At 66.5% G+C, this 24,054-nt stretch carries 27 protein-coding genes; 18 read left to right on the top strand and 9 right to left on the bottom strand.

Features of this window, described 5'->3' with window-relative positions:
• The first annotated feature begins 77 nt into the window (after positions 1-77).
• The 6 genes from rpmB to QFZ46_RS07335 all read left to right on the top strand — a co-directional run bounded on the left by rpmB (position 78) and on the right by QFZ46_RS07335 (position 4,719).
• Entirely contained in the window at positions 78-314 is a 237-nt protein-coding gene (gene rpmB, locus QFZ46_RS07360) for a 50S ribosomal protein L28 (protein WP_307359928.1), read from the top strand.
• Complete coding sequence (gene rpmG, locus QFZ46_RS07355; protein WP_033105718.1) at positions 314-484, top strand: 50S ribosomal protein L33; 171 nt, start codon at positions 314-316, stop codon at positions 482-484. The genes rpmB and rpmG overlap by 1 nt, the downstream gene beginning before the upstream one ends.
• A gap of 2 nt (positions 485-486) precedes the next feature.
• Positions 487-792, top strand: coding sequence for a 30S ribosomal protein S14 (gene rpsN, locus QFZ46_RS07350; protein WP_307359925.1), 306 nt, complete (start codon positions 487-489; stop codon positions 790-792).
• A 339-nt stretch (positions 793-1,131) separates the two neighbouring features.
• Positions 1,132-1,953, top strand: a complete 822-nt coding sequence (locus tag QFZ46_RS07345; protein ID WP_307359924.1) for an endonuclease domain-containing protein — start codon at positions 1,132-1,134, stop codon at positions 1,951-1,953.
• Positions 1,954-2,272: 319 nt separating this feature from the next.
• Positions 2,273-2,560, top strand: a complete 288-nt coding sequence (locus QFZ46_RS07340) for an HU family DNA-binding protein (protein ID WP_033105720.1) — start codon at positions 2,273-2,275, stop codon at positions 2,558-2,560.
• Between the two features lie 152 nt (positions 2,561-2,712).
• Positions 2,713-4,719: a cytochrome c oxidase assembly protein gene (locus QFZ46_RS07335; RefSeq protein WP_307359921.1), complete on the top strand. Its 2,007-nt coding sequence runs from the start codon at positions 2,713-2,715 to the stop codon at positions 4,717-4,719.
• Between the two features lie 4 nt (positions 4,720-4,723).
• On the opposite strand, the gene QFZ46_RS07330 is transcribed toward QFZ46_RS07335, so the two are convergent.
• Positions 4,724-5,782, bottom strand: a complete 1,059-nt coding sequence (locus QFZ46_RS07330; protein WP_307359919.1) for a hypothetical protein — start codon at positions 5,780-5,782, stop codon at positions 4,724-4,726.
• Between the two features lie 71 nt (positions 5,783-5,853).
• On the opposite strand from QFZ46_RS07330, the gene QFZ46_RS07325 reads away from it, so the two are divergent.
• The gene (locus QFZ46_RS07325) at positions 5,854-7,245 is read left to right on the top strand and encodes an ATP-dependent DNA helicase (RefSeq protein ID WP_373457638.1); all 1,392 of its coding nucleotides are present in this window, start codon (positions 5,854-5,856) and stop codon (positions 7,243-7,245) included.
• Here the strand turns inward: QFZ46_RS07325 and QFZ46_RS07320 are convergent.
• Positions 7,242-7,889, bottom strand: a complete 648-nt coding sequence (locus tag QFZ46_RS07320; protein WP_307359915.1) for a biliverdin-producing heme oxygenase — start codon at positions 7,887-7,889, stop codon at positions 7,242-7,244. The two genes, QFZ46_RS07325 and QFZ46_RS07320, sit on opposite strands and share 4 nt — an antisense overlap.
• Before the next feature lie 46 nt (positions 7,890-7,935).
• Positions 7,936-8,250 carry a DUF2470 domain-containing protein gene (locus tag QFZ46_RS07315; RefSeq protein ID WP_307359913.1) on the bottom strand — a complete coding sequence of 105 codons (315 nt, stop codon included), beginning with the start codon at positions 8,248-8,250 and terminating at the stop codon, positions 7,936-7,938.
• A gap of 99 nt (positions 8,251-8,349) precedes the next feature.
• Here QFZ46_RS07315 and QFZ46_RS07310 point away from each other — a divergent pair, with 99 nt between their 5' ends.
• The 4 genes from QFZ46_RS07310 to QFZ46_RS07295 all read left to right on the top strand — a co-directional run bounded on the left by QFZ46_RS07310 (position 8,350) and on the right by QFZ46_RS07295 (position 11,982).
• On the top strand, positions 8,350-9,633 hold the full coding sequence (locus QFZ46_RS07310; RefSeq protein ID WP_307359911.1) for a serine hydrolase domain-containing protein: 1,284 nt from the start codon (positions 8,350-8,352) through the stop codon (positions 9,631-9,633).
• Between the two features lie 30 nt (positions 9,634-9,663).
• A complete protein-coding gene (locus tag QFZ46_RS07305) occupies positions 9,664-10,506 on the top strand; it encodes a tryptophan-rich sensory protein (protein ID WP_307359908.1) in 843 nt (280 codons plus the stop codon).
• A gap of 63 nt (positions 10,507-10,569) precedes the next feature.
• Positions 10,570-11,139 (top strand): Dps family protein, encoded by a 570-nt coding sequence (locus QFZ46_RS07300; protein ID WP_307364520.1) that lies wholly within the window; start codon positions 10,570-10,572, stop codon positions 11,137-11,139.
• 12 nt (positions 11,140-11,151) lie between these two features.
• Complete coding sequence (locus QFZ46_RS07295) at positions 11,152-11,982, top strand: DUF72 domain-containing protein (RefSeq protein ID WP_307359905.1); 831 nt, start codon at positions 11,152-11,154, stop codon at positions 11,980-11,982.
• A 4-nt stretch (positions 11,983-11,986) separates the two neighbouring features.
• Here the strand turns inward: QFZ46_RS07295 and QFZ46_RS07290 are convergent, their stop codons facing one another.
• Together QFZ46_RS07290 and QFZ46_RS07285 are read right to left on the bottom strand one after the other, a co-directional pair.
• A complete protein-coding gene (locus tag QFZ46_RS07290) occupies positions 11,987-13,183 on the bottom strand; it encodes a 4-hydroxybenzoate 3-monooxygenase (RefSeq protein ID WP_307359902.1) in 1,197 nt (398 codons plus the stop codon).
• A gap of 122 nt (positions 13,184-13,305) precedes the next feature.
• Positions 13,306-14,055 (bottom strand): IclR family transcriptional regulator, encoded by a 750-nt coding sequence (locus tag QFZ46_RS07285; RefSeq protein WP_307359900.1) that lies wholly within the window; start codon positions 14,053-14,055, stop codon positions 13,306-13,308.
• A 107-nt stretch (positions 14,056-14,162) separates the two neighbouring features.
• Between QFZ46_RS07285 and QFZ46_RS07280 the strand changes: the two genes are divergently transcribed.
• From QFZ46_RS07280 to pcaC, 6 genes are all read left to right on the top strand, one after another.
• Complete coding sequence (locus QFZ46_RS07280; protein ID WP_307359897.1) at positions 14,163-14,918, top strand: IclR family transcriptional regulator; 756 nt, start codon at positions 14,163-14,165, stop codon at positions 14,916-14,918.
• A gap of 83 nt (positions 14,919-15,001) precedes the next feature.
• Positions 15,002-15,820 carry a protocatechuate 3,4-dioxygenase subunit beta gene (pcaH, locus tag QFZ46_RS07275; RefSeq protein WP_307359896.1) on the top strand — a complete coding sequence of 273 codons (819 nt, stop codon included), beginning with the start codon at positions 15,002-15,004 and terminating at the stop codon, positions 15,818-15,820.
• Complete coding sequence (pcaG, locus tag QFZ46_RS07270) at positions 15,820-16,416, top strand: protocatechuate 3,4-dioxygenase subunit alpha (RefSeq protein ID WP_307359894.1); 597 nt, start codon at positions 15,820-15,822, stop codon at positions 16,414-16,416. The genes pcaH and pcaG overlap by 1 nt, the downstream gene beginning before the upstream one ends.
• Positions 16,416-17,756, top strand: coding sequence for a lyase family protein (locus tag QFZ46_RS07265; RefSeq protein ID WP_307359892.1), 1,341 nt, complete (start codon positions 16,416-16,418; stop codon positions 17,754-17,756). The genes pcaG and QFZ46_RS07265 overlap by 1 nt, the downstream gene beginning before the upstream one ends.
• The gene (locus tag QFZ46_RS07260) at positions 17,753-18,535 is read left to right on the top strand and encodes an alpha/beta fold hydrolase (protein ID WP_307359890.1); all 783 of its coding nucleotides are present in this window, start codon (positions 17,753-17,755) and stop codon (positions 18,533-18,535) included. The genes QFZ46_RS07265 and QFZ46_RS07260 overlap by 4 nt, the downstream gene beginning before the upstream one ends.
• On the top strand, positions 18,532-18,921 hold the full coding sequence (gene pcaC, locus QFZ46_RS07255; protein ID WP_307359888.1) for a 4-carboxymuconolactone decarboxylase: 390 nt from the start codon (positions 18,532-18,534) through the stop codon (positions 18,919-18,921). Before QFZ46_RS07260 ends, pcaC begins: the two co-directional genes overlap by 4 nt.
• 53 nt (positions 18,922-18,974) lie before the next feature.
• Here pcaC and QFZ46_RS07250 read toward each other — a convergent pair whose 3' ends face one another.
• The 4 genes from QFZ46_RS07250 to QFZ46_RS07235 are packed head-to-tail and all read right to left on the bottom strand — an operon-like array spanning position 18,975 to position 22,471.
• Entirely contained in the window at positions 18,975-19,922 is a 948-nt protein-coding gene (locus QFZ46_RS07250) for a VOC family protein (RefSeq protein ID WP_307359884.1), read from the bottom strand.
• A complete protein-coding gene (locus QFZ46_RS07245) occupies positions 19,919-21,034 on the bottom strand; it encodes a 4-oxalomesaconate tautomerase (RefSeq protein ID WP_307359881.1) in 1,116 nt (371 codons plus the stop codon). The genes QFZ46_RS07250 and QFZ46_RS07245 overlap by 4 nt, the downstream gene beginning before the upstream one ends.
• On the bottom strand, positions 21,021-21,725 hold the full coding sequence (locus QFZ46_RS07240; protein WP_307359880.1) for a 4-carboxy-4-hydroxy-2-oxoadipate aldolase/oxaloacetate decarboxylase: 705 nt from the start codon (positions 21,723-21,725) through the stop codon (positions 21,021-21,023). The genes QFZ46_RS07245 and QFZ46_RS07240 overlap by 14 nt, the downstream gene beginning before the upstream one ends.
• Positions 21,722-22,471, bottom strand: coding sequence for a PIG-L deacetylase family protein (locus QFZ46_RS07235; protein WP_307359879.1), 750 nt, complete (start codon positions 22,469-22,471; stop codon positions 21,722-21,724). The genes QFZ46_RS07240 and QFZ46_RS07235 overlap by 4 nt, the downstream gene beginning before the upstream one ends.
• 155 nt (positions 22,472-22,626) lie before the next feature.
• Between QFZ46_RS07235 and ligM the strand changes: the two genes are divergently transcribed.
• On the top strand, positions 22,627-24,030 hold the full coding sequence (gene ligM / locus QFZ46_RS07230) for a vanillate/3-O-methylgallate O-demethylase (RefSeq protein ID WP_307359876.1): 1,404 nt from the start codon (positions 22,627-22,629) through the stop codon (positions 24,028-24,030).
• Positions 24,031-24,054: the final 24 nt, after the last annotated feature.

The raw sequence follows: 24,054 nt of genomic DNA, 5'->3' as shown, positions 1-24,054 counted from the left end.
TGTCGAAGAGGTGCGGCGCGCAGACAAGGGATCTTGGGTGAGACCGTCCGGTTTCACGGTAATGAAGGAGTAATCACATGGCAGCAGTGTGCCAGGTGACAGGAGCTGTTCCCGGCTTCGGTCACAACATCTCGCACTCGCACCGCCGGACGAAGCGTCGCTTCGACCCGAACGTGCAGAAGAAGACCTATTTCGTGCCTTCGCTCGGCCGTAAGGTCACCCTGAACGTGTCCGCAAAGGGCATCAAGGTGATCGACGTCCGCGGCATCGAGAACGTGGTCAAGGACCTCAAGGCGAAGGGTGTGAAGCTCTAATGGCTAAGAAGTCTCAGGACATCCGTCCGATCATCAAGCTGCGTTCGACGGCAGGCACCGGGTTCACGTACGTGACCAAGAAGAACCGTCGCAACACCCCCGACCGTCTCGTGCTGAAGAAGTACGACCCGGTCGTCCGCAAGCACGTCGAATTCCGAGAGGAGCGCTAAACATGGCTAAGAAGAGCAAGATCGCTCGCAACGAGCAGCGCAAGGTCATCGTCGAGCGCTACGCCGCGCGTCGTGCCGAGCTGAAGAAGACCCTGGTCGACCCGGCCGCCACCGACGAGGCCCGCGAGGCTGCACGCCTCGGCCTGCAGAAGCTGCCGCGCAACGCATCGCCGGTGCGCGTCCGTTCGCGTGACGCCATCGACGGCCGCCCCCGTGGCATGCTGACGAAGTTCGGCATCTCGCGTGTGCGCTTCCGCGACATGGCACACCGTGGCGAACTGCCCGGCATCACCAAGTCGAGCTGGTAAGCAACGCTTTCAAAGGGGCGAGGATCTTCGGATCCTCGCCCCTTTTGCGTGCCTTGGACGTGTGCCGGGCAGGTGTGTGCGCCTCCGCGTTGCGTCTGCCCCCTTGCCCCCCGCCGCCCTGCCATCTGCCCCTGCCCGCCGCCCTGCCATCTGCACCGAACCGGAGGACTTCGCACGAAGTGGAGGATGCGGAAGCAGCATCCGCTCCTCCGGTTCGTGCGATCTCCTCCGTTCCGGATCGTCGCAACCTGTCCTGCACTGACATCGGATGCTGCGCGCTTGCCAACATTCGCGGGATAGCGCCCCTCGAACGAGAGCCCGACGGCGCATTCTTCAGACATGAACCTCATCGCGGAGTTGCGAGAACGTGGTGGCGTCGCTCGTACGCGCTCCCTGATCCTCGCGGGAGTGAGCCCTCATGTGCTGCGGACGCTGAAAGCATCTGGCGAGGTCAGGACGGTCCGAAACGGATGGGTCGCCCTGCCCGACGCCGATCGGATGAAGGTGGCGGCGGCGAAGCGCGGCGTTGTCCTCAGCTGCATCACGGTCGCCGCCCGATGCGGCCTTTGGGTGCCGGACAGTTCACAGGTCCATGTCGCGGCGGCATCTCACTCAGGACGCGTCGACGCGGGCGATGCGATCGTGCACTGGGCTCGGCCTGTCCTTCCGCGCAATCCCGACGAGTGCGAGGACTCGCTGGAGAACGCGCTCGTGCTGACGGCCACGTGCAGGCCGTTCGAGGAGGCCCTCGTCGTGTGGGAGTCGGCGCTCAACAAGCAGCTCGTCGATAGGGCGGCGCTCGCCCGGCTTCCGCTGCCTCCCGCAGCGACGATGGTTCTGGATGCCGCGCGCCCCTTCGCGGATTCCGGGCTCGAGACGATGGTCCCTCATCGGTTGCGCTGGATGAAGCTGCCCTTGACCCCGCAAGCATGGATTCTGGACAGGCCGGTCGATCTTCTGATCGGCGAGCGGCTCGTGCTGCAGATCGACGGTGGGCACCATGTCGGCGCGCAGCGCTCGAGCGATATCGAGCATGACGCGCGTCTCAAGCTCCGCGGGTATCACGTCATCCGAGTCAGCTACCACCAGGTGATGAACGGATGGCCGCGCGTGCAGGCCCTCATCATGGATGCCGTCGCCCAGGGCCTGCACCTGGCGTGAGTGCGCGCTGTCGAAGGACGAGTGACATGGCCGCGCGAACCGGAGGACTTCGCACGAAAGGGAGGGCGTGGGTGCAGCATCCGCTCCTCCGGTTCGTGTGATCTCCTCCGGTTCGCGCGGGTCAGGGTGGCCCGGAGAGAGCCGAAATCTGTGAACAGAGTGACCAAAGTGAAGCGACACGCGGGTGAAAAGCCCAAAACCCGCGAAATGACGCGGAAATGTGGGCAGTGGTTGATACATTCGAGGCGGTCACTCGACCAGCGGGCGGCATCCGCTTCCCGAACCATAACGATGCGACACTTTGTCGCTGGAGGATGACATGGCTGACAAGTCCATCACCAAGACCGAGCTCGTCGCGAGCATCGCAAGCGCCACCGGCCAGAGCCAGGCCACCGTCTCCGGTGTCCTCGACGCGCTCTTCGGCACGGTCTCCGACGCCGTTGCAAAGGGCAGCAAGGTCTCGATCCCGGGCTGGATCTCGTTCGAGCAGGTCGACACCGCAGCTCGCACGGGCCGCAACCCCCAGACCGGCGCCGAGATCAAGATCCCGGCCGGCAAGCGCGTCAAGGTGACCGCTGGTTCCAAGCTCAAGGCAGCCGTCAAGTAAGACCGCTCCTTTCGAAGGCCGTCCCTCCGGGGGCGGCCTTCGTGCTGTGCCGGGAGGAGTGCTGTGCCCCGGGGGAGGTCTGTGCCGGAGCGGGATGGGGCGTGCGTTGCGACCCGTGCTTCGCCCACGCCGCGCGCGCTTAGGCTGGAAGGGTGACTTCTCCCGACCTGCGCACTTCACGCGCGTCGGCGTACCGCGTGGCCGGGCTCCTCATCCTCGCCGTCGCGGCCGCCGTCGCCCTCGTGGCGGCACTGCAGTTCGGCGGGGGTGCAGCACCGCTGCTGATCAGTGACCCAGGAGCCTTCGTGCGCTGGGGTCTCCCGGTCGCGCGGATGGTCAACAACATCAGCGCGGCCGTCATGATCGGCTCGATGGTTCTCGCGCTGTTCGCCTTGCGAGCAGGAGAGAAGCCGTTCGAGACGGCGCTGGACACTGCATCCGTCGGTGCGGCCGTGTTCACCGTCTCATCGGCTGTGACCGCGTTCCTGACCTTCCTCGGCGCTTTCAACGTCCAGCTCAGCCTCGAACAGCAGTTCGGCGAGCAGCTGGGGCGATTCCTGCTCACGCTGCCTCTCGGTCAGGCATGGCTCATCACGACGATCATGGGCGCGCTGGTCACGATCCTCGCGTTCGCGTGGCGCGGCTGGACGTCCACTCTCATCACGGCGGGCATCGCCGCTGCAGCATTGCTCCCGATGGCGAATCAGGGCCACTCGGGTGAGCTCGCCGGCCACGTCATCGCCGTCAACTCGATCCTGCTGCACACCGTCGGCGCGGCGGTCTGGCTGGGCGGTCTCATCCTTCTGGTCGTACTGCGCGGGCAGAAGGGCACCGATCAGACAGCCCTCGTCCGCCGCTACTCGTCCCTCGCGATCGCCGCGTTCTTCGTCGTCGCCGTCTCCGGCATCATGCGCTCGACGGTCGGCCTGGGCGGTTGGGACGGGCTCTGGACGCCGTACGGCGTCATCATCCTCGCCAAAGTCGTTCTGCTCGGCGGGATGGGCCTGCTCGGCGCCTGGTACCGCGCGCGCTTGATCCCTCGACTGGGCGGTGAGCGGGCTTCGCGCTGGTTCTGGATGCTGGTGCTCTGCGAAGTCGCGTTGATGGGTTTGGCATCCGGAGCCGCCGCGGCGCTCGCGCGCACGCCTCCGCCGACCGGAGAGACGGCGGCGATTCTGAAGACGCCGGCCGAACTGCTCACCGATTCCCCGCTGCCCCCGGAGTTCACGATCGACAGATGGTTCACGGGGTGGGACATCGACATCCTCTGGGCGATGGGAGCAGCACTCGGACTGTTCTTCTACCTCGCCGGCGTCTGGCGCATGCATCGTCGGGGTGACCGCTGGCCGATCTACCGCACGGTGTTCTGGACGCTCGGGCTGCTCATGCTCGTCTGGGTCACGTGCGGTCCGATCAACCTGTACCAGGACTACCTCTTCAGCGTGCACATGCTCGGGCACATGATGCTCACGATGGCGATCCCGCTGCTGCTGGTCTCGGGGGCGCCGATCACCCTCGCGCTGCGCGCGATCCACAAGCGCGACGACGGCACCCGTGGCGGGCGGGAATGGATCATGTGGGCGGTGCACTCGCCCTTCTCGCGGATCATCACCCATCCCTTCGTCGCCGCCGGGCTCTTCATCGGGTCGCTGTGGGCGTTCTACTTCACCGACCTCGTGCGGTGGTCTATGTACGAGCATCTCGGCCACGAGTGGATGGTCATCCACTTCCTCATCACCGGCTACCTGTTCGTGATGAGCCTTGTCGGCATCGACCCGGTGCCGTATCGGCTGCCGTATGCAGGCCGTCTGATCACGTTGATCGCGGTCATGGCGATGCACGCGTTCTTCGGCATCGCGATCATGATGCAGGAGGGGCTCATGGTCGCCGAGTGGTTCGGCTCCATGGGGCGCACCTGGGGGCCGACTCCGATGGAGGATCAGTACCTCGGCGGCGGCATCGCCTGGTCGATCGGCGAGATCCCCACGCTGATCGTCGCCATCACCGTGGCGATCCAGTGGAGCCGCGACGACACCAAGGTGCAGCGCCGGAACGACCGTCATGCCGACCGCACCGGCGACGCGGAGCTGGAGGAGTACAACGCTCAGCTCGCAGCACTCGCCGATCGCGACGCGCGTCAGAAGGCGCGAGAGAGCTGACGCGTCAGGCCCCTGCGGAGCCGACGCGGATGGACGCCGATCCGTCGGGGAGGATGGAGATCGTTCCGTTCACGCGGAAGGGGACATCCTCCGACACGTGTTCGATCGAGCCGTCGAAGAGCGAACGGATGTCGACCTCGATGTGAGCGACAGCATCCGTCGCGGGTATCTGCCACCCGGCGCCATCCGGTTCGACGGTCACCGTCGGTTGCGTCGTGATCGTCCAGGTCGGGAGGTTGGCGATGCGATTCTGCACCTCGAGCCCGAACGGGCAGGCCGTCGGCTGCAGCACCTGCTGCGTGGTGCACTCGGTGAGGAACTCCTCGACGCGGGTCTGCACGACCGCCAGGAACTCTTCGGTCGGCTTGGTCTGAAGATCGACAGGGGTCTGTGTGAGCGGGGAGTCGGCGAGCACGCTGACGCCGGGCGACGTGGAGATCGCCGTGTCGACGGTGACCGAATACAGACCGGGCGTGAAAACCAGCATCGGCAGCGCGTCCAGCGGTGCGGCCTCCGCCCCGGCGGATGACACCTGGCGTCGGTCGAGCTCGAACCCGTTGACCGCGAACTGGTCGGATCCGAGCACGTTGAGCGAGATCGCAGCGAGGGGGGTGTGGGCGAACCGCCAGTTCGGGGTCACGCCCTCCCACCCGTCCTGCGTCACATCGAAGGTGCTGGTGCCGGGGTGTGATCCTGCGACGTACGACACCGTCACCGACGTGACGCCGTCGGTCGTGACCTCGTCGACGACGTCGATCTCGCTGAGCGGAGCCAGCGCTGCCTGGCGCAGCAACGCCTCGGATGCTGTCACCTCGATGCCGGCTTCCTGGAGCGTGTCGCGATCGATGGCGACGCCGGGAACGTGCAGCGCATCGGCCGCGCGACCGGCCGCGAGCAGATCGAGGTACCGCGTGACGAAGGCACCGGGTCCGTAGTACTCCTTGTACAGAGATGCCCCACCGGCCGCGATCGCGCCGAGGAGAAGGACGCCGACGACTGCAAGTGCGGTGAGATCCACCCAGAGGCGGCGGCGCCGGGGCGACGTCGACTGAGGCTGATCCATGGCGTCAGTCTAGGAGAGCGCCCTGAGACAGTGCCGAGCGTTGCGGGCAGTGGCGCCGAGCGGGACGTACCATGAGAGTCGTGTCTCTTCCCGCCCTCTCATCCGAGCAGCAGGAGCTGTATCGGCTCATCGAGGACACCAGGGAGCATGTCTTCATCACCGGTCGCGCCGGCACCGGCAAGTCGACCCTGTTGCAGTACTTCGCCTGGAACACCGAGAAGCAGATCGCGATCTGCGCCCCCACCGGAGTCGCTGCGCTGAATGTCGAGGGGCAGACGATCCACTCGCTGTTCCGCCTCCCGATCGGGCTGATCGCCGAGAGCGAGATCGAGCAGAACGACGCGACCCGCCGCATCCTCAACGCCATCGACACGCTGGTGATCGACGAGATCTCGATGGTCAACGCCGACCTCATGGACGGCATGGACCGGGCGCTCCGTCAGGCCAGGGGGCGACGGGCGGAGCCGTTCGGCGGCGTGCAGGTCGTGATGTTCGGCGACCCGTACCAGTTGGCACCGGTGCCGCCTCGCGGTGACGAGCTGCGCTATGTGCAGGACCACTACCGCTCGTTCTGGTTCTTCGACGCGAAGGTCTGGGCCGGCGCGACCATGGGCGAGTCCGATGGTCTCATCGACCTCGGACGGCACGGCGCCGAACTGCACGTGCGCGAGCTGGTGCAGATCCACCGTCAGTCGGATGACGGTTTCAAGGCGATGCTGAACGCGGTGCGCTACGGGCGTGTGACGGCGGAGATCGCCGGAGTGCTCAACAGTCAAGGCGCGCGCACGCCCCCCGATCCCGAGCCCGGCGAGGTGCCGATGATCACGCTCGCGACGCGCAATGACATCGTCAACAACATCAACCGTCGCCACCTCGCGGCTCTCGCGGGCAAGGAGCAGACCGCGCGGGCGGAGATCAACGGCGACTTCGGACGAGGGGACTCCTCATACCCCGCCGACGCCGAGCTCAAGCTCAAGGTCGGCGCTCAGGTCATGTTCCTGCGCAACGACGTCTCGATGACAGGCGAGCCCCCGCGCTGGGTGAACGGCACGATCGGTACAGTGAAACGCATCCTCGGCGGGTCGGTGCGGGTGGAGATCGACGGTGAGGACGTCGAAGTGGAGCCCGCAGTGTGGGAGAGGTTCCGCTACTCCTACGACCAGAGCACCAAGACTCTCAGTCGCGACGTGATCGCAGAGTTCCTGCAGTTCCCACTGCGGTTGGCGTGGGCCGTCACGATCCACAAGTCGCAGGGGAAGACGTACGACCGGGCGATCATCGACCTCGGCGGCGGGGCGTTCGCACCGGGGCAGACCTACGTGGCGCTTTCACGACTGACGTCATTGGACGGTCTTTACCTCTCACGGCCCCTGCGGCCGAGCGACATCAGGGTCGATGAGGACGTGCGCCGCTTCATGCGCGAGGCCTGGGAGAAGGCGTCGACGCCCGAGGTCAACGCCTAGGCGGCCGCGCGAGCCCTGTCGAGATCCAGGAACAGCTCGGTGTTGAACTGATAGGCCAGCAGCACCTCGTCGATCACGCGCTCGCGCTCCGCATCGTCCCATGGCGCGGCATCCAACTGCTCGCGGTAGACATCCTTGAAGGCGTTGGGGTCGGCGATGTCGTCGAACAGATAGAAGCCCACGCCGTTGGTCTCGAATCCGAAGCGGCGCTGCATGACGCGCCCGATGAAGACGCCACCGGAGAGGTCGCCGAGGTAGCGGGTGTAGTGGTGCGCGACGAAGCCGCCTGCCCACGTCGCCCCGACCTCGTTGATGCGGTCGACGTAGCGCTGCGTCGTCGGCAGCGGGGAGATGCCGGCCTGCCAGTCGGGCCCGATGAGGAACTCGAGATCAGCCTCGATGGCGGGAAGGCGGGTCAGCTTGTCGCTGATGAACACCGCGGCCACTGGATCCTTGCGCATGCGTTCGCCGACGGATTCCAGCGCCTCGTAGATGAAGTAGTGCTGCGTGACGAGGGAGACGTAGTCCGCGCGCGAGCCTTCGCCCCTGAGCAGGTCGGACATGAATCCGGCGTGCTCGCTGCGTGAGTGCGAGCCTGAGGAGCGCTCGCGCAGAGCGGCGGAGAAGGAGAGGATTTCGGCCATATCGCCAGTGTAAGGGCAACCTAACCTCGGGGAGAAGGGGCTGCTCTCAGGAATGCGGGCGCGGCTCGACGCCCAGCTTCTCGCAGGCGACGTCGTACAGCGCGACGATCTCACGGCGTACGGCCGCCCGCTCGGAGATCTCGCCGCCTGGCCACGGCACTCGCAGCTCCTCCGGAATGCCGGCGCGCACGATCTGCCAGGCGCCGCCGTCGCCGTCGACGTCGGTCATCACGGCACTCGTGATCTCGAGATCGGATGCCGTGGCGAAGGCACGAGCGATGAGGAGGTTGTCGTCGGCATGATCGCCGTTCATGTGACGGAGGATGGCTGCGACGACGTCGGGTTCGAAGATGTGGGGCACGACATCACTGTACGTCTGCCGGGTGTGCGGTCCATGGATGACGTGTTTCGCTGAGTGCGCTTTAGACTCGGGAGCACAAATCATCCTGGAGTCACCTACATGCACCTTCTCTCGTCGCGCCGTTGGCGTGCCGCCGCCGCAGGCGCTGCTGCGCTCGCGCTCGTCCTGACCGGTTGCTCCGGAGAGGAGTCCTTCTCCTACACGCCTCCCGAGCAGGTCAATGGCGCCTTGCCGGATGACACGGCGGCACAGTTGCAGGCAGCAGTCGAGAACGCAATGGTGTCCACCGGCGCGACCGGCGCGATCGTCGGTGTGTGGGTGCCGTGGAGCGGCACCTGGGTCACCGGCCTCGGCACGCAGTCCGTCGAGGATCAGTCGGAGATCACGACCGACATGAGCTTCCGCGTCGCAGACGTCACCCGCATGATGACCTGCGACGTGCTGTACGGCCTCGTGGATGACGATGTCGTCGAGCTCGACGCGTCGGTTCCCGAGTATGTGTCCGGGGTCGCGCAGATGGAGGACGTGACTCTGCTCGACCTCTGCAACGGCACCAGCGGGGCCGGCTCATCCGAGGCAGCGGTCAAGGGCATGTGGCTCAACACGCCGGAACGGGTGTGGCCGGCGTTGGAGCTGGCGTCGTTCGGCCTCGGTCAGGACGCCGTGGCGCCGCACACGACCTATCGTGATTCGGATGCCGGCTACCTGCTGCTCGGTCTTGCGCTGGAGCGCGCGTCCGGCAAGAGCGCGTCGCAGCTCATCGCCGAATACGTGACTCGGCCGCTCGAACTCGCTGGCACGTCGCTGCCTGGTTCCGAGGCTGCGGCTCCCGGTGAGAGCGCGCTCAGCGGCAACTACCTGCCTCCGATCGAAGGCGGCTACGACTGCGCTGCGCCCGTCGACATCACTGCGCTCTCGGCCAGCAGCGGATTCACCGATTCTGGCGCGGTCTCGACGATTGACGACCTCGGCCGTTACGTTCAGGCGACCGCGCGTCAGGCCCTGCGCGACGAGGGCGCCAAACCCGGTCGATTCTCGACTCCGCTGCCCGCACACGAAGGCGCGGATTCCTGGTTCCAGGCCACGGGCGGTGCCTACCTGGTCGGACCGCTCGTCGGCCAGCACGGCTGGACCCCCGGTTACGCGACGGCGGCGTACTCCGACCCTGAGACCGGCTTCACCGTCGCCGTCGTGCTGAACAACTCGACGGCGGGGAGTTCGCCCGCGGCCTACCTCGCCTGGGAGCTCGCCGCGATCGCCTCGAAGGCGCCGGCGGCGAGCGGGCAGACAGCGCCGGAGTTCGGTCTGCCCTTCACGGCGGAGCAGTATCACCAGGCCATCGCCGACAGCGCCATCTGCGCCACGCCGCCGGCAGCGGAGTAGTCGTCGCAGCGCCCCGTCTACTGTGGGGACATGTCCCAGACGGAGAAGTCTGACCGTGTCCGCCGCATCGTCGTCGCGCTGAGCGTTGCGGGCGCCGTCGTCGCGGCGCTCTTCGGGTCAGGGCTGCTTGGCGGCACACCCATGCCGGAGGCCGCGGGCGGCGCGTTCGCGGCTGATGCCACGGTGCTTGCGCCCGCCGGTGTCGCGTTCGCGATCTGGTCTGTGATCTACCTGGGGTTGGTGGGATACGCCCTCTGGCAGCTGGTTCCCGCTCAGGCGGCGAAGCCGCTGCATCGCTCGGTCGGCTACGGCGTCGCAGCATCTGCCCTTCTGAACGCCGTGTGGATCATGTGCGTTCAGGCCTGGCGCATCGCAGAATCGTTCGTGATCATCGTGATCCTGCTCGGCGTGCTGCTGGTGACATTCGTCCGCGTCTGCCGTCGGCGGCGCCGCGGCACGATCGCGGAGATCGTCCTCGTCGACGGAACGATAGGCCTGTATCTCGGGTGGGTGACGGTCGCGGCCGCCGCGAATCTGGCTGCCTGGCTCGCTGCTGTCGGGATGGACGAGTGGACCAAGGCGCCGGGGACTCCTGGTGTGATCACGCTCATCGTCACCGGACTCATCGCCGCGTTCACGGCCTGGCGAGGCGGACGGTTGGCACCGGCTGCGGCGACGGCGTGGGGGCTGGTCTGGATCGCGGTCGGGCGTTGGGCCGAGAATCCGGCAGCACCGGTCGTGGCATCCACCGCTGTCGTCCTGGCTGTGGCGGTGCTCGCGATCACGGCGTGGCGCTTCCGTGCACGCGTGAGGCGTGCCGGCGCGGAAGGCGGACCCGTCGCCGCCCACTCGGACGAACAGCGGCTGGGGTGAAGCCCCGCTTGTCAAGGCCCTGGATGGCGTCGGCCGACCGCGGCTACCGTCGCTGTCATGATGATGGCAACGACGAAAGCATCCGAAAAGCAGGCACCCGCCGAGTCCCGTCGCGCGGCGCGCGGCGGCACGGGTGAGAAGAGCACACGCCGACAGAACGCCGAGAAGGGGTTCGTCGCATCCAAGGAGCTGAGCGCGCACCTGCAGGCGGTGCTGGTCGACCTGATCGAACTCGCGATGCAGGGCAAGCAGGCGCACTGGAATGTGATCGGACGCAACTTCCGTGACACGCACCGACAGCTCGACGAGATCATCGAGGCGGCGCGGGAGTTCAGTGACACAGTCGCCGAGCGGATGCGGGCGCTGCATGCGGTGCCGGACGGGCGCAGCGATGTCGTCGCGGCGACCACAACTCTGCCGGAGTACCCGCAGGGGGAGATCGACACCACTGAGACCGTCGACCTGATCACCGTCCGGCTCGAGGCTGTCGTGCACACGATGCGCGACGTGCACGACGATGTCGATGAGGCGGATCCCACCAGCGCCGACATCCTGCACGCGATCATCGAGAAGCTCGAGCAGTTCGCGTGGATGGTGAGTGCCGAGAACCGGAAGCCCGCAACGCGGGGCTGACTGAGGTGCGCCGTGACATCCGGCGTCGTGCGTGTGGGCACATCCGGCTGGCGGTACGACGGATGGCGCGGTGATTTCTACCCGGCGGGGCTTCCGCAGCGCCGCGAACTCGAGTACGTCGGGGAGCAGTTCTCGACGCTCGAGCTCAACGGATCGTTCTACTCGCTGCAGCGGCCCGCGAGCTTTCACCACTGGCGCGAGTCCGTGCCGGAGGGATTCGTGTTCGCCGTCAAAGGGTCACGATATGTGACGCACATGCTCCGTCTGCGCCACGTGGAGACCGCACTCGCGAACTTCTTCGCGTCAGGCGTTCTCGCACTGGGGCCCTCCCTCGGACCGGTGCTGTGGCAGCTTCCGGAGCGGCAGGAGTTCCACCCGGAACTGCTCGCTGCGTTCCTCGCGCTTCTTCCGCGCTCGACGGGCGCTGCGTTGGAACTGGCGAGGCGGCACGATGATCGACTTCGCGACAGATCGTGGCTCGAGATCGATGAGGATCGCCCGATCCGCCACGCGCTCGAGCCGAGGGCCGAGAGCTTTCACGATGCCGGGGAGTTGCTGCGCGAGCATGGAGTCGCGATGGTCGTGGCCGACACCGCCGGTCGGTTTCCACGTTTCGACGAGCTCACGGCGGAGTTCGTCTACGTCCGGCTGCATGGCGCAGAGGAGCTCTATCACAGCGGGTACACGGATGCCGAGCTGGACGGGTGGGCGGAGCTCGTCAGGCGCTGGTCCCGCGGCGCCGGCGACGAGCCGCCGAGGGACGTCTACGTGTACTTCGACAATGACGCCCGCGGACACGCTCCGCACGATGCGCGTGCGCTCGCGATCCGGACGGACGCGTGAGAGCTCAGTCGATCGGCCATCCGGTGTACGCCTCGGCGAGATAGGTGCGACCTGCGTCGGACTCCACGACCGAGTGCAGTTCGCCGATCTGGCGGTGTCGGTCGAAGTCGCTCGCGTCTGGCGTCGAGTGCAGCATGCTCGTCATCCACCACGAGAAGTGCTGTGCCTTCCAGATTCGGCGGGAGGCCTGCTCGGCGTAGCCGTCGATCAGGCGTTCATCGTTCTCGCTGAACAGCGAGCGCAGGGCGCGAGCGAGCAGGACAACATCGGCGACCGCCAGGTTCATCCCCTTCGCCCCGGTCGGCGGCACAGTGTGAGCGGCATCGCCGACGAGGGCCGCGCGACCGCGACGGAGTTCGTGCGCCACGAAGCTGCGGAAGCGCAGCACGTCGCGCTGGAAGATCCTGCCCTCCTTGAGGGCGGTGCCCGGCACGCGGGCCTGCAGCGTTTCCCAGATCTCGTCCTCGCTCAACGCGTTCGGGTCGGCGTCGGGGTCGCACTGGAAGTACATGCGCTGCACCTCCGGGCTGCGCTGGCTGATGAGGGCGAAGCCGTTCGGGGAGTTGCTGTAGATCAGTTCATCTGCCGACGGCGGCGCTTCGGTCAGGATGCCGAACCAGGCGAACGGGTACTCGCGGAAGAAACCGCCGGTGGACGAGCCGGTTACGGCGGGCCGCACGACCGAGCGCGAACCGTCGGCCCCGACGACGAACTCGGCCTCGATCGTGATCTCCTCGCCGTCCGCGGTGGTCGCGACGACGCACGGGGTATCGGTCTCGACGCCCTCGACTCGGGTTGCAGTGACGCCGAAGCGCAGATCCTGACCCGCGTCGAGGCGCAACCGCAGCATGTCCTTGAGCACCTCATGCTGCGGATAGAGCCAGACGCTACGACCCACCAGGCCGGGGAAGTCGATGCGGTGCCCCTCGCTTTGGAAGCGCAGTTCGATACCGTCGTGGCGGTTCCCGACCGTGTTGACGCGTGAGTTCGGATCGATCGCGGTGAGCAGGTCGACCGTGCCCTGCTCAAGGATTCCGGCGCGGATCGTCGACTCGATCTCGTCGCGTGAGCGCTGGTCGATGATGATGGACTCGACGCCGGCGTCGGCGAGCAGGTGGGAGAGGATGAGGCCGGCGGGCCCCGCTCCGACGATCGCGACCTGAGTGCGGATCTTCTGGGAGTGCGGTGCGCCTGCGCTCATGGCGTCTCCTTCGACGGTGTTCTGCGGGGTTCTGAGCGGGCGATCTCCGGTATCGGCATCCGCTTGTCGACCAGTGTGCCGTGCGCACATCGCGCCCTCGTCACTTTCCCGTTGAATGGGAGTCAGCGCGACAGATTGAGGTCTTGCTCGATGGCCGTGGCGGCGTCCAGCAGTGCGTCGACCGCAGCACTCGTCGCGCTCTCGCGTGGCAGCACGACCGAGAGCGCAGCGACGACCTCGCCGTGATCGCGCACCGGCACAGCGACGCCAGTGGAGACGGCTTCTATGGATCCCGGCGCGATGACGTATCCGTGTCGCCGGATCGATGCGAGCACTGCACGCAGGGTTGCGGCATCCGTCGCCGTCTCGCGCGCGACGGCGCGCAGCGGTCCGGCGAGGACTCGTTCCCTGATCGAAGGGTCGGCATGGGCGAGCAGCACCAGACCCGACGACGACGCGTGCACGGGAAGGCGGCCCGCGATGCGCGTGATGTTGGCGCCGGCATCCGGATGCGACAGCCGCTCGAGGAAGAGGGCCTCCTCATGCTCGAGCACGGCGAGCTGGGTGTGTTCGCGGATCAGCGCCTGCACGTGCTCCATGTGCGGCAATGCAGCCTGGCGCAATCGCAGTGCGCTCGAGCCGCGCAGAGCGAGCTCCCACAGACGCAGGCCGAGGCGGACGCGCTTGTCCTCATCGCGCTCCAGCAGACCCGCGTCGATCAGGTCGCCCACGATGCGATGCGCGCTGGATACCGGCAGGTCGGCGCGGGCGGCGATCTCGGTGGCGGTCTGGACGGTGCGGTCGATCGTGAACGTGTCGAGCACACGGACGATGCGCTCGGTCATCGAGTCGCCGGACAGGGAGTTTGCCATCGGTCTAGATCTATCACGCGACGGCGTCAGCCGTACGAGGGCCTGACGCGTGCCGGTAGCCTCGAACCGAGAAGAATCGATCCGCAGAATCGAGCGAAGGATGCAGGATGAGCGATGGGGTGCTGGACCGCGCGCTTCTGGTGCTCGGCTGCTTCCATGAGGACGCACCGGATCTGACAGCGGCCCAACTCGCCGAGTGCACAGGGCTCGCGGTCTCCACGCTGCATCGACTGCTCGCGACGATGATCGAACGCGGACTGCTCGTGCGCCTGCCCCCCCACCGCTACGCGGTGGGAGCGCGACTGTGGGAGCTCGGCGAGCTCTCGCCGCTCTCGCTGCGCCTGCGTGAGACTGCTCTGCCGCACATGATGCGGCTGTATGAGGCCACTGGCGAGAACGTGCACCTCGCGGTGCTCGACGGCCCCGACCCCGCGAGCTCGGATGCGCTCTTCGTCGGCCGGGTCACCGGGCGCAGCTCGATCCCCACGGTCAGCAGAATGGGCAGCCGTGAACCGCTGCACACCACCGGCGTCGGAAAAGCCCTGCTGTCGACGAGGGATGATGTCTGGCTCGAGCAGTACTTCCACCGGAAGCTCGAAGCAGAGACCACGCTTTCGATCACGGCAGAAGCAGCATTGCGCGCCGACATCGAGCTCGCGCGCGTCCGCGGCTTCGCGACGACGCGGGAGGAGATGACGCTGGGCAACGTGTCGGTCGCCGCCGCACTGGGGCGCGTCGATGATCTGCCGCCGGTAGCGATCGGCGTGGTAGTCCGCCTGCAGCGTGCCGATGAACGACGGCTCGCTCCGTTGGTGATTCAGGCGGCGAAAGATCTCAGAGATGAGCTGAGTATCACTCAGTGAGAATCGGCGACGAGTCTCCAGCAGGCTGATGGGACGCTGGAATCAGCCGCAGCGTCGAGGCGACGCCATAAGGAGACCCACCTATGACCACCGATTCATCGGCAGCAGCCCCCGAGAGTCTGCTCGCATCACCAGACATGCCGACACAGCAGCAGATCAGCGAGGAGATCTCCGAAGCGCATCGCAGCGCAGCGGAAGCTGAGGCGCGGGGCGAGCATGTCGATCGCACCACGCGCGACTTCGCCCCGTACCGATCCAGTGTGTTGCGGCATCCGACGAAGAACCCGAAGCTCGTCGACCCTGAGACGATCGAACTCTGGTCGCCCGCCTACGGGCAGCGCGACGTCGCGGCGATCGAAGCCGACCTCACGCTGCAGCATTCCGGCGAGCCGCTCGGAGAACGCATCACCGTGCAGGGCCGTCTCCTCGACTCATGGGGTCGTCCGATCCGCAACCAGTTGCTGGAGATCTGGCAGGCGAACGCCGCCGGACGCTACATCCATCAGCGGGACCAGCATCCGGCACCGCTCGATCCGAACTTCACCGGTGCCGGGCGCATCGTGACCGATGATGATGGCGCGTACAAGTTCACGACCATAAAGCCGGGCCCGTACCCCTGGAAGAACCACGTCAACGCGTGGCGCCCAGCGCACATCCACTTCTCGGTGTTCGGCACGGGCTTCACGCAGCGCAACATCACGCAGATGTACTTCCCCAGCGATCCGCTGTTCGCACTTGATCCGATCTACAATACGATCCCGCGTCAGAGGGATCGGGACAATCTCATCGCACGCTACAACCACGACTACACCGTGCCGGAGTTCTCCATGGGTTATGAGTGGGACATCGTCGTAGACGGCCCGGATGCCACCTGGTTCGAGTCCGAAGAGGGAGACCACTGATGCCTGCGCCGACCGCCCCCAGGACCCACCAGCCGACAGCCGGACAGACTGTCGGCCCCTTCTTCGCCTACGGCACCGAGTTCGAGAAGATGAACCAGGTCGCCTTCCCGCACAGCCCCGGTGCGATCGTGCTCTCCGGACGGGTGCTCGACGGCAATGGCGCAGCGGTGCCGGACTCGATCGTCGAGATCTGGAGCCGCGATGCCGACGGGGAAGTGCCGCGCGCTCGCGGCAGCTTCCGGCGCGACGATCACAGCTTCACCGGATACGGCCGCACTTTCACCGATGACGAGGGTCACTGGGAGTTCTGGACGCGCAACCCCGGCGCCGGCACCGGTCATGCCGCGTTCTTCGCGACCATCGTCTACGCCAGGGGTCTGCCGGACAAGCTGCACACCCGCATCTATCTGCCGGACGACGAGGCTGCGCTCGCCGCGGACCCGCTGTTGTCGTCCTTGACCGAGGAGGAGCGCGCTACGCTCATCGCAACACGTCTGCCGAACGGATACCTCCACCAGGAGATCCGCCTGCAGGGGCAGAACGAGACTGTCTTCCTCCGGTTCGCAGGCGCCGCGGAGGGCGATCAAGGAGAGTGATGATCGACGAGGGACTGCTGTCTCCCGGCACGAGCGGACATGACGGGTCGGTATCGGACGCCGTCGTATGCGACGCCCTCGTCACCGTTGAGATCGCGCTCGCCCGTGCCTGGGGTGAAGTAGGGGCGCCGCCGGAAGCCATCGTCGACAGCATCGGCGTGGCGCTCGGCTGGGCGGGTGCCGGAGAGCTCGCGCAGGGGCACGGCATCTCCGTCGCGGATCTGGCGGCTGCCGGTCGCGCCGGTGGCAATCCCGTCATCCCGCTCGTGAAAAAGCTCCGTGCCGTGGTCGGTGACGACGCCGCCGAGTGGGTGCATCGCGGTGCGACCAGTCAGGACATCATCGATTCGGCCTTGATGCTCGTCGCCGCGCGCGCAGTCGCCGAGATCCGCGACGGCCTCACCGCGCTCGATCGTTCTCTTCGCTCTCTGGCGGTCGCGGAGCGAGACACCCTCACCGTGGCGCGCACGCTCACACAGCACGCCGTTCCGACGACGCTCGGTGCACGCGTCGCCGGCTGGCAGCAGGGTGTAGCCCGGGCACTCGTGCGCCTTGCCGGCGTGCAGTTGCCCGCTCAGCTCGCCGGCGCAGGGGGTACCCTTGCAGCCTTCGTCGAACGATCGGATGCCGACACAGCGGCGCGCCTCGTCGGGGCATTCGCCGCGGAGCTGAAGCTGGAGGCGCCTTCGGCGCCCTGGCACACCTCTCGCTGGCCGGTCACCGAACTCGGCGACGCGCTCGTGCAGACGCTCGATGCCCTCGGGAAGATGGCCGCAGACGTCGCGACCGCTGCCCGGACCGAGATCGGCGAGCTCGCCGAAGGCGCGGGCGGAGGATCCAGCGCCATGCCGCAGAAGCAGAATCCGGTGGCTGCCGTGTTGATCCGTTCCAGCGCACTTCGTGCTCCGCAACTGGGAGCGACCTTGCACCTCGCCTCGGCGCTCGCCGTGGACGAACGCCCGGATGGTGCCTGGCACGCGGAATGGCAGACGCTGCGAGAGCTGCTGCGGCTGAGCCTGGGCGCCAGTGCGCTCGCCGCAGAGCTCATCGCCGGCCTCGACATCGATCATGATGCGATCGCGCGCAACGCCGCGGTATCCGGCGGGCTCATCCTCGCCGAGCGGCTCTCGATCACTCTCGCCCCTGTGATCGGAACGGATGCCGTGACTCGAATCGTCGCTGCAGCTTCAGGCGGTGAAGACCTGCACACGCTGGTCGCAGATGCCGTTCGAGACTCTGGTGCGGCCCTCGACGTCGACGAGCTGCTCGACCCCGAGGGCTATCTCGGGCTGGCGGAGCATCTTGCGTCCGCGCCCACCAGGTCGGAGGAGGAGCGGTGACCGTTCCGAGGATCACCGTGACCGCGCCGGTCGGTCCGTCCGGCGCCCCGCTGCTGCTGCTGGGGCCCTCGCTCGGTACCTCCACCATCCTGTGGGAGAACGTCATCCCGCTGCTCCAGACGTCGCACCGCGTCGTCGCTTGGGATCTTCCCGGCCACGGCACTGCACCAGCGCCCACCGAGGGGTTCACCGTCGCAGAACTGGCGGATGCCGTGGCTGATGCCGCCGCCGGCCTCGACGCCGACAGCATCCGCTATGCCGGCATCTCACTCGGCGGTGCTGTCGGGATCGAACTTCTGCTGCGGCATCCGAGCCTCGTCGATGCGGCAGCGATCATGTGCTCCGGCGCGAAGATCGGCGACGCCGCCGCATGGGAGGGTCGCGCGCGGCAGGTGCGGCAGATGGGCACCGGCACCCTTATCGTCGGTTCCGCCGAGCGCTGGTTCGCGCCGGGATCGATGGAGCGCGAACCAGTGCTGACCGGACGGCTGCTGCATGCTCTCCGCGACGCAGATGATGCAGGGTACGCCTTCTGCTGCGATGCTCTCGCAGAGTTCGATGTGCGCGATCGTCTCGGTGAGATCAGTGCTCCGGTGCTCGCGGCGTGGGGGGAGTACGACGAGGTGACCCCTGAATCATCCGCCGCTGAGATCGCCACGGGGGTGCGGCACGGAAAGACGGTGCGCATCGCCGACGCCGCACACCTTCCCGCGGCCGAGCAGCCGCAGGCCGTGGCATCCGTATTGACCGCATTCTTCGCCGAGGAGGCCGCACGATGAACGCACGACTCTCTGACGACGAGCGATACGCGCAGGGCATGGAAGTGCGCCGCGAGGTTCTCTCTGACGAGCACGTCGATCGTTCGATCGCGAACACCACCGAGTTCACGAGCGACTTCCAGGACTTCATCACCCGCGTCGCCTGGGGTGATGTGTGGAGTCGCCCCGGTCTTGACCGTCGCGCCCGATCGGTGGCGGTGCTTTCAACGATGATCGCGCTCGGACATCACGAGGAGTTCGTCATGCACGTGCATGCGGCGCTGCGCAATGGGCTCACCGTCGATGAGATCCGTGAGGTGATCCTGCAGTCGGCGATCTACGCGGGCGTTCCGGCCGCCAACACAGCCTTCCGCCTTGCGGACGCCGTGTTCTCTGAACAGGGGTAGGGGGGGTGTGCTCATCTCGAGCACACCCCCCCTACGTCTCGTGTCTTCGCGTCTCAGTTGACCGGCGTCCCGTGCGTGTGGAACGACTCGATCGTCTTCATGCCCCACGCCTGACCCTTCTTGCGCTCCTCCTGCGACCATTCGACGACGGGCTGATCCGGATCCAGCAGCAGTCTCGCACCGGCCTGAGCGAACTCGATCCGGTTGCCGCCGGGCTCCCAGACGTAGAGGAAGAACGTCTGGTTGATCGCGTGCTTGTGCGGACCCGACTCGATGTGGATGCCGTTCTCGAGGAAGATGTCGGCAGCCTTCAGGATGTCTTCACGGGTGTCAGGCGCGAACGCGATGTGGTGCAGTCGGTTGCCGTGCTTGGTCCAGTCGTCGGAGTAGACCACGTCGTACGACTTCTGCGCGAAATGGAACCACCACGCCGCGAATTTGCCATCGTCCTGGCGGATCCGCTCGCTCTCCCGGCCGGCCAGAGCCGTCGCGATGAACTCCCCGTTGGCCTCGACGTCCTTCGCGAGGAAGTTGATGTGGTCGAGGCGGCGTGCGTTGACGCCGCGCCCGGGGAATCGTGATGCCTGGTTCTTGAGCGCAGGCTTGTCGTCGGTGGCGACGTAGCGCTCGGTGTCGTAGTAGATGCCCATGTCATGGCCATCCGGGTCGGTGAACGTGAAAGTGCGGCCGGTGCCGACCTCGCCATCGACCCATCCTTTTCCGAGCCCGGTCGCCTCGATCGCGGCGACACGTCGCTCGAGCGCCTCCTGCGAAGACGCCCGATAGGACGTGCGGCCGACGCCGGCGGCATCCGAGGCGGTGAGCTTGATCGTGTACACCTCGTAGTCGTCCCACGTGCGCAGGTAGACCGAGTCGCCGTGCTCGGCGACAACCCGCATCGCCAACAGTTCTTCGAAGAACCACCGGCTTTCCGCGGGCGTGGGCGTGAGGAGCTCAACGTTGGCGAGATGGGCGACGTCGAACGATGATGAGTGAGTCATTGCACTTCCTTGTCTGCGCGAGAGCGCACGGGGGTCGATGAATGAGGGCGAGGAAAGACGGTGCCGTCGAACAGCTTGCGCGCAGTGCGGATCGTCGTCGACGTCGCCCACCACGTGCCGTCGCCGTCCCGGCCGACACGCACCTCGGCCGGGAGGATTCCGCTCGGATGCTCGATGCCGAGCTGCGCGGAACCGGGAAGCTGCGCGACCGCGTCGGCCGCAGTGCCGGGGATCTGGACGGCGGCAGCGACGGAGGCGGCCATGAGTACCCCGAGAGAGGTGTGAACCCTGGCAGGGATGAACGCTCTCGTCGAGATCGCTCCGCCGTGCTGCGGCTCTGAGACGAGTATCACTTTCGGAACGGTCTGATCGCTGACGTCGCCGAGCCCCATCGCCTGGCCTGCGGCGCGGCGGATGCGTTCCACGGCAGCGGTGAGGGTGGGATCGGACTCGAGCTCGAGCGGGCTCTCCTGTCCGCTGATGCCCAGCGGCTGTGCGCGCATCAGCGCGATCGGCATGCCGTTGTCGATCAGGGTGACCTCGTGGCCGTCGATCCGGTCGAGGATGTTGCCGGTGGGGAAGAGCGCGCGGGCTCCGGGGAGCATCTCGATCCGGATCGGATCGCCCGTACCAGGGACGCCGTCGATGGCGGTGGAGCCGCTGTAGAGGGGAGATCCATTGCGGGTCGTGAACGAAGCGAGTGCGTCATCGCCGGTGTTGACCAGACGGATGCGAACGCGTGTCTCACCTTCGTGCGCCTCGACCAGGCCTCGCTCGACGGCGAAGGGTCCGACACCTGCCAGGAGATTGCCGCAGGTCTGCGTCGTCGCCACGCGGGCGTCGTCGACTCCCACCTGAAGGAACAGATAGTCGACGTCGGCCTCAGCGGACGTCGAAGGCGAGACAACGGCGACCTTGCTCGTGAGGGGATGGGCACCCCCGATGCCGTCGATCTGACGCGCGTCGGGGCTCCCCATGATGCGGAGGATCAGCTCGTCGCGCGATGCGGGATCGTCCGGCAGATCATCAGCGAGGAAATACGCGCCCTTCGACGTTCCCCCGCGCATGAGCATGCATCGGATTCCCGCATCGAACTCCTCACCAGCGCTCATCCTCGTACTCCTTCTGGGAGATGAATGAGACCCCGAGGTCGTCCAGGACCGGGCGCAGTGCGTTGACATCCATCGATGTCGCTCCCGCCTGGTACTTCGCGCGGTTCTCCGCTTCCTTGAGCACACGTCGGCGTGAGAGCTCGAGCGCTTCGTCCGCGTGCGCGCGCGGCACGATCGTCACTCCGTCATCGTCCGCGACGACGACGTCGCCGGGGTGGATCACGGTCGAACCAATGACGATCGGCACGTTCACCGATCCCGCGGTGTCTTTCACGGTGCCCTCCGCGCTGACGAATCGGGCCCACACCGCGAAGGGCATCTCGCGCAGTTCCTGAGCATCGCGCACGCCGGCGTTGGTGACGTAGCCCCGCACGCCGCGGGTGTGCATCTGCGTGGCCATCAGGTCGCCGATGTGCCCGTAGGGCGACTCTGTCAGGGTCGCCACGATGATGATGTCGCCGGGCTGGGACTGCTCGATCGCCGCGTGAACCATCAGATTGTCGCCTGGGGCGGTCAGCACCGTGATGGCGGAGCCGGCGACCCTCGCTCCCTGCTGGATCGGTCTGATGTCCGCACCGAGATACCCGATGCGCCCCATCGCCTCGTGCACAGTGGCCGAGCCGAATTCGGCGAAAGCGTCGACCACCGAGAGGGGGAGGCGCTCGATATCGGTGACGACTACGTGACTCATGCGAGGACGTCCGTCACCTGGGGGTAGTAGCGCACGTACGCTTCGCCCATCGTGTTGTGCGGGAGGCCGAGGTTGGGGCCGGCGTTGCGCCTGACCTGCACGCCGCGGCGCACTGCAAGGTCTGTGTAGTACGACCACATGTGCTTCTGCGCAGGAAGACATTCCATCGCCGCGCGCTTCTTCTCGAACGCGCTGGTGATGTCGAGGAGCAGGGTCGGCTTGAAATCGGACTGCTCGGATTGGTGCGGCTCGAAGAAGAAGACGGGGGGTGCTCCGATGATCTCGTCCCGAGTCGGGTAAGTGCCGTCGGAATTCGCCACCCCGATCGCCTGCGCGAGGATGCGCGCCTGAAGGGCCATGCGGGCGGCAGCGGGATGATCTCCGTTGTACGGATCCGAGAGGGGATGAGTCAGAACGACAGAGGGCTTCACGTCGCGGAACACATCGACGAGCTTGCGCACGGCCTCGTCCGATTCGAGGAGCGGGTAGTCCCCGAGGTCCAAGAACACGACTTCCGCGCCGAGGGCGGTTGCCGCCGCAGTGGCCTCCTCGCGTCGGATCGCCTTGATCTCGTCGAGTGACTTGCCATCGAGCCACTGGCTCGCCGACTCACCGCGTTCGCCGTACGACAGGCATGCGACCACCACTCGTTCGCCGCGGTCGGCGGCAGCGGCGATCGCGCCACCGGCCCTCCAGACGAAATCACCAGCGTGTGCGCTGACGACGAGCAGGCTGTTCTCGTTCACACTGACTCCTCTGTCTTGGTGCGTGGCGCCGACTCTACCGGCGACTCATGACGGCTGCGTCACGCTTCACTATATACGTAGGGTCTGGACATAGGTAAAGTTCTTCGCTAGCGTGACCTCGCGCCTACTCACGAGACAAGGAAGTCGAGACACCCATGACCACGAACCTTCAGCAGCTCATCGATTCGAAGGGGAATGTCGTCGACATGCTGCGTGATTCGCAGCTGGGCACGTACATCTACCCCGTCGTTCCTGCAGAGTTCAGCAACTGGCGTCGCGAGCAGAAAGCCTGGCGCGAAACCGCTGTGCTCTACGACCAGTCCCACCACATGGTCAACTTCTTCCTGTCCGGTCCCGACGCGTTGAAGCTTCTCAGTCACACGGGCATCAACAGCTTCGCCAACTTCCCGCTCAACACGGCCAAGCAGTTCGTTCCGACGGCGTCCAACGGCGGCGTGATCGGCGACGGCATCCTCTTCCACGAAGCCGAGAACGACTACGTGTACGTCGGACGCGCGCCAGGGGCGAACTGGCTGCAGTTCCACGCCGAGACCGGCGGATACGACGTCGAATTCCGTTACGACGACCGCTCCCCGTCACGTCCCTACGGCGCCGCAGTCGGGCGGGAATACTTCCGGTTCCAGATCCAGGGACCCAATGCGTGGGCGATCATCGAGAAGCTCAACGGCGGCACCCTGGAGAAAGTCAAGTTCTTCCACATGGGCAGCATGGTGATCGACGGCGTCGAGGTGCGCACGCTGCGCCACGGCATGGCCGGCGCGCCTGGCCTGGAGCTGTGGGGCGCGTACGAGCACCACGGCAAGATCCGGGATGCGATCCTCGAGGCCGGAGCCGAGTTCGGCATCGAGCCCTGCGGCTCGCGCGCCTACTCGTCGAACACCCTCGAGTCGGGCTGGATCCCTTCGCCGCTCCCGGCGATCTATTCCAGCGAAGGTGAGCGCGCGTATCGCGAGTGGTTGCCGAGCAACAGCTACGAGGCCATCAACGCTCTGGCCGGATCGTTCGTCTCCGACAGCATCGACGACTACTACCTGAACCCCTGGGAGCTCGGATACGGATCATTCGTCAAGTTCGATCACGACTTCATCGGACGCGAAGCGCTGGAAGCGCTCGAGCCCGAGCAGCAGCGACAGAAGGTCACGCTCGCCTGGAACGACGAGGACCTCGCGAAGATCCTCACCTCGGTGATCGACCGCAGTGGACCCGGCTACCAGTTCTTCGACCTGCCCAACGCCAACTACGGTTCGTCGAACTACGACTCCGTCATCGATGCCGACGGCAACAACGTGGGGCTCTCGTTGTTCACGGGTGTCACCGCGAACGAGCGGCGCGGGCTCTCGCTCGCGACTGTCGATCGTGATGTCCCGGTCGGTGCTGAGGTGCGCGTCGTATGGGGCGAACCGGACGGTGGCTCCGGCAAGACGACCGTCGAGCCGCACGAGCAGATCTCGGTGCGAGCAGTCGTCAGCCCCGTTCCCTACGCCGAGACCGCGCGCAGCGAATACCAGGGCGGGTGGCGCACCACCGGCAAGCTCTGATCCGCAGGCCAGGGCATCAACTCT

The organism is Microbacterium murale (assembly GCF_030815955.1).
GTDB classification, from domain to species: Bacteria; Actinomycetota; Actinomycetes; order Actinomycetales; family Microbacteriaceae; genus Microbacterium; species Microbacterium murale_A.
This window is presented reverse-complemented; position numbering and strand designations above follow the sequence as displayed.